This is a genomic window from Rhodopseudomonas sp. B29 (assembly GCF_000333455.1).
In the GTDB taxonomy this organism is placed as follows: Bacteria; Pseudomonadota; Alphaproteobacteria; order Rhizobiales; family Xanthobacteraceae; genus Rhodopseudomonas.
Genome location: NZ_BADD01000616.1, coordinates 1 through 7,510, shown reverse-complemented (window position 1 = coordinate 7,510; position 7,510 = coordinate 1). Strand labels below are relative to the sequence as shown.

The window sequence follows — 7,510 nt, the reverse complement described above, 5'->3', positions numbered from 1 at the left end:
TGAAGGGTTATTACGCCAACATCTCCGAGCGCCAGTTCCACGCCATCTATGTCGAGGCGACCCGTCTGAAGGGCGACTCGGGCGAGAACCTGATCGGCCTGCTCGAGCGCCGCCTCGACGCCGTCGTGTACCGCGCCAAGTTCGTCTCGACCATTTTCGCGGCGCGCCAGTTCATCAATCACGGCCACATCCGCGTCAACGGCAAGCGCGTCAACATCGCCAGCTATCAGGTGAAGGTCGGCGACGTCATCGAGGTCAAGGAAGCCTCGAAGCAGCTCGCCATCGTGCTCGAAGCCAGCCAGCTTCCGGAGCGCGACGTGCCCGACTACATCGAAGTCGACCACAACAAGATGACCGCCAAGTTCGGCCGCATCCCGGCGCTGGCCGACGTGCCGTTCGCCGTGCAGATGGAGCCGCATCTGATCGTCGAATTCTATTCGCGCTGAGTTCTGCGCGACGCTGGTTTCTTCGTACTGATTGCTGCTCAGTCCGATGCATCGAGGCCCCGGTTCGCCGGGGCCTTTTTGTTTGTGGGCGCCGCTGTCACAGTCGTTCGTAGCTGCGCATCGAGGCGCGCTCCCTCGCCCCGCTCTTGCGGGGAGAGGGATGGGGTGAGGGGCGACGCGGGCACTGACTCTCGGCCGCGGAGATACCCCCTCACCCGGATCGCATCTGACGATGCGATCCGACCTCTCCCCGCGCGCGGGGCGAGGTTAGGCTGCATCCGCGGCTGCCGTTCCAGCAGGAATAAACTTATCGATCACGCACTCCTGACCGGATCGTGTCCTCGCCATTACCTTCGACTTTGCGGAGCTCGTGTTAGCCTCGCGCATGGCCTTCACCCCTCCCCCGCCGCTGCCCGGCGCTCCGCCGGTGCGGATCAACTTACTCTCGGACACGCAGACGCGGCCGACGCCGGCGATGCGCGAGGCGATGGCGCGGGCCGAGGTCGGCGACGAGCAGACCGGCGACGATCCGACAACCAATCTGCTGCAAGAGCGCGTCGCCGAGTTGCTCGGCAAACAGGCCGCAGTGTTTCTGCCGTCGGGCACGATGTGCAACGTCACCGCGACGCTGGCGACCTGCCGGCCCGGCGACGAGATCGTGGCGCATCGCACCGCGCATATCCTGTCGCGCGAGGGCGGCGCCCACGCGGCGCTCGGCGGACTGCAGATTACGCCGCTCGACGGCGACGATGGCCAGTTCTCGATCGAGGCTTTCCGCGCCGCGTTGCATCCGACCACGCGCTACGAGCCGCACCAGGCGATGGTCAGCGTCGAGCAGACCGCCAATATCGGCGGCGGCACGATCTGGCCGCAGGCGACGCTCGACGCGATCGCCGAGACGGCGAAAGCCGCAGGCCTCGTCACGCATATCGACGGCGCAAGGCTGATGAACGCCGTTGTCGCCACCGGCATTGACGCGGCCACGATGACGGCGGGCTGGGATTCGGCGTGGATCGACTTCAGCAAAGGTCTCGGCGCGCCCGTCGGTGCGGTACTAGCTGGGTCGCGCGATTTCATCGACGCGGTGTGGCGCTGGAAGCAGCGGCTGGGCGGCTCGATGCGGCAATCCGGCATGATCGCCGCCGCCTGCATCCACGCGCTCGATCACCACATCGACCGCCTCGCCGACGATCACGCCCATGCCCGCGCACTCGCCGCCGGGCTGATGCAGATCGACGGCGTCGAGGTGCAGGAGCCACAGACCAACCTGGTGTTCTTCCGGACGGAAGGCGCCGGCGTCACCGGCGCCCAGATGGTAACGGAGCTACGCGGGCGCGGCGTCTGGCTCGCCACTATGGACGGCCGCGTCCGCGCCTGCACGCATCTCGACGTCTCCGCAGAGATGATCGACGAGACGCTGCAGCATGTGCGTGAGATCTTGCGGGCGGCGTAAGAGGCCCTGGCTTCGAGCTACCCGCGTGCGTCATCCTGAGGTGCGAGCATAGCGAGCCTCGAAGGATGATGGGCACGGTGCCTGCGGCCCATCCTTCGAGGCAGACCGCGCCGCGCTGACGCGCGGCACGGCCTGCACCTCAGGATGACGCTTCTAGTGTGGTTGGTGCGCGGACAGCTACTTCTTCGCCGACTTCCGCTTGGTGCTCTTGCGGCCAGACGTCTTCCGACCTGTCGATTTCTTGGCGCTGGACTTCTTCGCCGTCGTCTTGCGCGTCGATTTCTTGGCCGTTTTCTTGGTGGATTTCTTCGCGGTCTTCTTGACCGTCTTCTTCGGCACCTTGGCGCCTTCGGCGCGGGCTTCGGACAGGCCGATAGCGATCGCCTGCTTGCGGCTCTTCACTTTCTTGCCGGAGCCGCCGCTTTTCAGCGTGCCGGAATTGCGCTTCTTCATCGCGCGCTCGACCTTGGCCGAGGCTGTCTTGGAGTACTTACGAGCCATACGCTCCTCCCAGTTGTGACGAACTACAATTGTTCCGGGAGGCGTTTGGTTCCAGCGCACAACTTTCAGCGAGCGGGCCCGCTCGCGCTGATAGCAGCCTTCTCGATGCGAAACACGATGATGTCGCCGCGTTCGGTGCTGATCAGTCTGTCTCCGGTCTCGCCGATCAGCACCGGAATGTCGATCAGCGCCATCGGATCGGTACAACGCACTTCGAACACGTCGCCGCCGCGGCCGGCCTGCAGCGCCTTGCGCGTCTTCAGCACCGGCAGCGGACATTTCAGCCCGGCGAGATCGAGGATGGTGATGCTCATGGCGCTGGACGATGGCGAAGCGGAGCTGACAGGTCAATCTCTGCGTGCTTGGCCTTATTGCCGAGGCCTGCGCCGCTGCGCTAATCACGGACGATGATCAGAGGCCTGCAATGACCGAAGCTCCCCTGCCCGCCATCGTGCTGGCCGGCGGCCTGGCCCGCCGGATGGGCGGAGGCGACAAACCGCTGCACAGCGTCGGCGGCCGCAGCCTGCTGGCGCGGGTGATCGAGCGGCTGCAGCCGCAATGCGGCGCGCTGGCGCTCAATGCCAACGGCGATGCCGAGCGATTCGCTGACTACGGCCTCCCGGTGATCGCCGATTCGATCGATGGCTTCGCCGGCCCGCTCGCTGGCGTGTTGGCAGGTCTCGACTGGGCGGCGGGAAGTGAGCCGAACGCCGCCTTCCTGCTGAGCGCGCCGGCGGATTGTCCGTTCCTGCCGGCTGACCTCGTTGCGCGGCTCCGCCTCGCTCAACGTGAGACGGACGCAGACATCGTTACGGCGTCGTCGGGCGGACGACGCCATCCGGTGGTTGCGCTATGGCGCATCGGTCTGCGCGACGCGCTGCGCCGATCGCTGTCGACGGAAGGCTCGCGCAAGGTCGGGAGTTTCGTCGCGCGGTTTGCACACGCGGACGTCGAATGGCCGGTGACGCCGTTCGACCCGTTCTTCAACGCCAATACGCCGGACGATCTCGCCGAGGCCGAACGCATCGCTGCTACGTACGGCGCGTGACCTCGGGCGCGGAACCGCGGCTGACGCTGCGCGTTTCTTGGGCACACGACATCTCAAGGAGCGCGTCATGAAACGCATCGCACTGTGTGCGGCGATCCTCGCCACTGCCTTCACAGCATCGGCCTTCACCGGTTCGGCGGAGGCCAAGGGCTGCATCAAGGGCGCCATCGTCGGCGGCGTCGCCGGCCACATGGCGGGCCACGGCAAGCTCGGCGCCGTCGCCGGCTGCGTCATCGGCCATCACGAAGCCAACAAGGCCGACAAGAAGGCCGCGCAGCAGAACGGGCAGAACTAATCACTTGCGTGCGGAACTAACCACGTCATTGCGAGGAGCGAAGCGACGAAGCAATCCAGCTCCGTGCACCGGGCTGGATTGCTTCGCTTCGCTCGCAATGACGAGGGCGGGTGCTTCGCCCCGCCGCTAACCAGCCCTACGGCGTCAGGATTGCGCGGCCGACCAGCTTGCCCTTCTGAAGATCATGCAGCGCCGCGTCCGCCTGGTTGAGCGGCACAGGGGTTACCGGGATCGGCGGGATCTTCTTGGTGCGGACGAGATCGAGCAACTCCTGCGTCTCGCGGAGGTTGCCGACATAGCTGCCCTGAATCGTGATCGCCTTCATCGGGATGAACGGCAACGCCCACGGCGCGCCGCCGCCGAACAGGCCGACGATCACCAGCTTGCCGCCCTTGGTCAGACAGTCGAAGCCGAGCTGCGCCGTCTGCGCGTTGCCGACGAGATCGAGCACGCCGCGGATCGGGCTCCCGGCCTTGGCGACGATCTGCTCCAGCGCATCCGCAGCACCGCCATCGACGCTGGCGAGCGCGCCGGCCTGCTCGGCCGCCTCGCGCTTCTTGGCATCGATATCCACCATGATGGCGCCCTTGCCGCCCATCGCCTTCAGCAACGTCAGCGCCATCAGGCCGAGGCCGCCGGCACCGAAGATCACGATGGTCTCGCCGAGATCGAGCTTCTTCAGCGCGGCGTACGTAGTGAGGCCCGAGCAGGCGTAGGGCGCTGCGGTGACGGGATCGAGGCCGTCGAGGCTGAGCAGATAGCGCGGATGCGGCACGATCAGTTCGTCGGAGTAGCCACCATCGCAATACACGCCGAGGAAGCGCGGCTTGAGGCACATGTTCTCGTCGCCGGCTTTGCAGACGTCGCACTGGCCGCAGCCGATCCACGGATAGACGAGAACCGTCTCACCTATCTTGGCATCCTTGGCGTCCGGACCTGCGGCGACGATCTCGCCGACGCTCTCGTGCCCCATCGTCAGCGGCAGCGCGACGCCGCGGTCCTGCAGCGAAAGCCGCTTGCGGCCGTGGCCAAGTTCGTAGCCGCCTTCCCAGATGTGCAGATCGCTGTGACAGATGCCAGCGGCCTTCACGCGCAGCAACACCTGCGTGCCGCTGAGCTCCGGCGTCGGCCGGTCCTGTTCGGTGAGCGGCTGACCGAAGCCGGTGACGCGAAAGCTCTTCATGGCGTTTCTCTCCGTTTGTTATCGTTGCAGCGAAATATGACACGGTGCTCGCGGGTCGTCGACCCGCGCTCCGCTCATGCTGCCGAGCGGAATTCGTCTTTTGTCTGCTGCACGAGCTCGGCCACGGTGATGACGCCGGCGACACCCGAGGCCGAATGGCCGGCACTCCAGATGTCTTTCCAGCGCTTCGGCCGCTGCTCGCGCGCGCCGATATCGATATCCTTGCCGATATCGATGGCGCCGCGTTCCGGCAGATCGTCGGGATCGAGCCCCGCCGCGACGATCGAGGGCCGCAGCATGTTGGTCTGCAGGCCGGTGAAGGCCTTGGTGAGCAAAATGTCGTCGGCCGACGAGCCGGCCACCATGTCCTTGTAGCGCGGATCGGCGAGGCTCTCCTGCGTGGCGATGAACTTGGTGCCCATATAGGCGAGATCGCAACCGAGCGCGGTCGCGGCGCGCAGCGCGACGCCGTCGCTGATGCCGCCGGCAAGCACGATGACGCCGTCGTAGAATTGGCGGACCGCACGGACGAACGCGAACGGATTGAGCCAGCCGGTCTGCCCGCCGGCGCCGGCCGTAAGTAGCACCAGGCCATCGACGCCCACCGCCGCTGCGCGTTCCGCGTGGCGGATAGTTGCCACGTCCGCCAGCACCATCGCTCCGGCATCCTGCAGCGGCTTGATCACCGGGTCCGGCGAGCCGACGCTGGTGATCACCAGCTCGGGCTTGTGCGTGAGCAGCACTGCAAGATCGTCGGCGAGCCGCGCGTTGGAACGGTGCACGATGAGATTGGGACACCACGGCGCGGCCTGCCGGCCGGTGTTGTCCATGTGTTGCTGCGTGCGCTGCTTGATGGTGCCGAGCCAGTCATCGAGTTGTTCCGTACTGCGGCAATTCACGGTGGGGAACGAGCCGATCACGCCGTGCGTGCAAGCCTCACTGACCAGATCGACGCCCGACACCAGAAACATCGGTGCCGCAATCAACGGCAATTCGAGCCGGCCGCGAAAGCGGCTGAGACGATCGGCTGCAGGCAAGGTCGTTCCTCCCTCGTCATCTTTGGTATTCCGCCGCGAAACCGGCGTGCTACTCTTGTGGCGAACATTGGCACGCGCAAAAGCCGATGACAAACATTCGGGAGCAAGCCCATGACCGACGCCCTCAACGCATTTCCCACCGCCGGCACGCAGACGTTGCGCGCGCTGTCGCGCTATCCGACGCGCACGGCGTTCAGCTGGCCCGGTGGCACGCTGAGCTATCGCGGCGCGATCGACATGATCGGCAGCATGCAGAAGGTGTTCATGGGCCTCGGTGCAGAGCCGGGCACGCGCGTGGCGCTGCTCACCGCCAACCGCGCGGAAACCTGGTGCGCCGGCGTCGCCGCGCAGCTTTGTCGGTTTGCCATCACCTGGCTGCATCCACTTGGTTCACGCGAGGATCAGATCGACCAGATCGAGGACTCCGGCGCTGAGATTTTGCTGATCGACGCGGCCGCATTCCTGCAGCGCGGCGGCGAACTGGCGACGCAGGCATGCGGGTTGCGCCACGTCTTCACCGTTGGGAAGGCCGATTACGGCCTCGACCTGCTGGTCGCGCTCGACAAAGCCGGCAGCGCGACGCCGCAAGACTTCGCCCAGATCGACGACGTCGCGGTGCTCAACTACACCGGCGGCACCACCGGCAAATCCAAAGGCGCGCTGCGGCGGCATCGCGAAAACGCCGGCTTCGCCAACGCCATTCTGGCGGATTTCGAAATCCCCATGGACCCGCGCTATCTCACCGTGGCGCCGATCAGCCACGTCGCCGGCACCAAGGTTCTGCCGGCGCTGATGCGCGGCGGCACCATCCACATGCTGAAAGGCTTCGATCCCGAAGCCGTGCTACAGACCATCGCGCGCGAAAAGATCAACTTCACGCTGTTCGTGCCGACGATGATCTATATGCTGCTCGATCATCCGGCGTTGGCGAAGACCGATCTCGGCTCGCTCGATCTCGTGCTGTACGGCGCCTCGCCGATGTCGCCGACGCGGCTGGTCGAAGGCATCGAGCGCATCGGGCCGGTGTTCTCGCAGCTCTATGGCCAGACCGAGTGCTATCCGGTGTCGGTGCTGCGCAAGGCCGATCACGATCCGAAGCAGCCCGAGCTGTTTCTCTCGTGCGGCTTTCCGGTCGCGGCCTGTGATACGCGCATCCTCGACGATAACGATCAGGAAGTCGCCGACGGCGAAGCCGGCGAGATCTGCGTGCGTGCGCCGCACGTGATGAAGGAATATTGGAAGCGGCCGGAGCAGACCGCCGAGACGCTGAAGAGCGGCTGGCTGCACACCGGCGATATCGCCAAGCGCGACGACCGCGGCTACATGTACATCCTCGACCGCAAGAAGGACATGATCGTGTCCGGCGGCTTCAACATCTTCCCGCGCGAGGTCGAGGACGTGTTGTCGACGCATAGCGGCGTCGCGATGGTCGCGGTGGTCGGCGTGCCCGACGACAAATGGGGCGAAGCCGTCACCGCCGTGGTGGTGACCAAGCAAGGTGCTGCGCCGAGCGAGCGCGAACTGATCGAACTGGGAAGGCGGAAAAG

General features: G+C 65.8%; 9 protein-coding genes. 5 read left to right on the top strand and 4 right to left on the bottom strand.

The genetic code is table 11. The features are described 5' to 3' along the window. Window positions 1-446, top strand: a 446-nt coding sequence (gene rpsD / locus I5M_RS22420; protein ID WP_022723448.1) for a 30S ribosomal protein S4, incomplete at its 5' end; no start/stop codon positions are given. Window positions 447-831: 385 nt separating this feature from the next. Further along, on the top strand, window positions 832-1,899 hold the full coding sequence (locus I5M_RS22415) for a low specificity L-threonine aldolase (protein WP_022723447.1): 1,068 nt from the start codon (window positions 832-834) through the stop codon (window positions 1,897-1,899). A 177-nt stretch (window positions 1,900-2,076) separates the two neighbouring features. Here I5M_RS22415 and I5M_RS22410 read toward each other — a convergent pair whose 3' ends face one another. Together I5M_RS22410 and I5M_RS22405 are read right to left on the bottom strand one after the other, a co-directional pair. Next, window positions 2,077-2,400, bottom strand: a complete 324-nt coding sequence (locus tag I5M_RS22410) for a DUF6496 domain-containing protein (RefSeq protein WP_022723446.1) — start codon at window positions 2,398-2,400, stop codon at window positions 2,077-2,079. 65 nt (window positions 2,401-2,465) lie between these two features. Next, window positions 2,466-2,714: a sulfurtransferase TusA family protein gene (locus I5M_RS22405; RefSeq protein WP_022723445.1), complete on the bottom strand. Its 249-nt coding sequence runs from the start codon at window positions 2,712-2,714 to the stop codon at window positions 2,466-2,468. A gap of 110 nt (window positions 2,715-2,824) precedes the next feature. On the opposite strand from I5M_RS22405, the gene mobA reads away from it, so the two are divergent. Both mobA and I5M_RS22395 read left to right on the top strand, forming a co-directional pair. Continuing rightward, a complete protein-coding gene (mobA, locus tag I5M_RS22400; RefSeq protein ID WP_022723444.1) occupies window positions 2,825-3,448 on the top strand; it encodes a molybdenum cofactor guanylyltransferase MobA in 624 nt (207 codons plus the stop codon). A 67-nt stretch (window positions 3,449-3,515) separates the two neighbouring features. Next, window positions 3,516-3,743: a hypothetical protein gene (locus tag I5M_RS22395; RefSeq protein ID WP_022723443.1), complete on the top strand. Its 228-nt coding sequence runs from the start codon at window positions 3,516-3,518 to the stop codon at window positions 3,741-3,743. A gap of 136 nt (window positions 3,744-3,879) precedes the next feature. Here the strand turns inward: I5M_RS22395 and I5M_RS22390 are convergent, their stop codons facing one another. Together I5M_RS22390 and I5M_RS22385 are read right to left on the bottom strand one after the other, a co-directional pair. Next, window positions 3,880-4,926: an alcohol dehydrogenase gene (locus I5M_RS22390; protein ID WP_022723442.1), complete on the bottom strand. Its 1,047-nt coding sequence runs from the start codon at window positions 4,924-4,926 to the stop codon at window positions 3,880-3,882. Window positions 4,927-5,000: 74 nt separating this feature from the next. Further along, window positions 5,001-5,963, bottom strand: a complete 963-nt coding sequence (locus tag I5M_RS22385; RefSeq protein WP_022723441.1) for a nitronate monooxygenase family protein — start codon at window positions 5,961-5,963, stop codon at window positions 5,001-5,003. 111 nt (window positions 5,964-6,074) lie between these two features. On the opposite strand from I5M_RS22385, the gene I5M_RS22380 reads away from it, so the two are divergent. Beyond that, the coding region (locus I5M_RS22380) for an AMP-binding protein (RefSeq protein WP_022723440.1) at window positions 6,075-7,510 on the top strand (1,436 nt) is incomplete at its 3' end.

Bases quoted from the DNA above. Each gene is read 5' to 3' on its own strand.
- I5M_RS22415 (WP_022723447.1), top strand. From the start codon at position 832: ATGGCCTTCACCCCTCCCCCGCCGCTGCCCGGCGCTCCGCCGGTGCGG.
- I5M_RS22410 (WP_022723446.1), bottom strand. From the start codon at position 2,400: ATGGCTCGTAAGTACTCCAAGACAGCCTCGGCCAAGGTCGAGCGCGCG.
- I5M_RS22390 (WP_022723442.1), bottom strand. From the start codon at position 4,926: ATGAAGAGCTTTCGCGTCACCGGCTTCGGTCAGCCGCTCACCGAACAG.
- I5M_RS22405 (WP_022723445.1), bottom strand. From the start codon at position 2,714: ATGAGCATCACCATCCTCGATCTCGCCGGGCTGAAATGTCCGCTGCCG.
- mobA (WP_022723444.1), top strand. From the start codon at position 2,825: ATGACCGAAGCTCCCCTGCCCGCCATCGTGCTGGCCGGCGGCCTGGCC.
- I5M_RS22395 (WP_022723443.1), top strand. From the start codon at position 3,516: ATGAAACGCATCGCACTGTGTGCGGCGATCCTCGCCACTGCCTTCACA.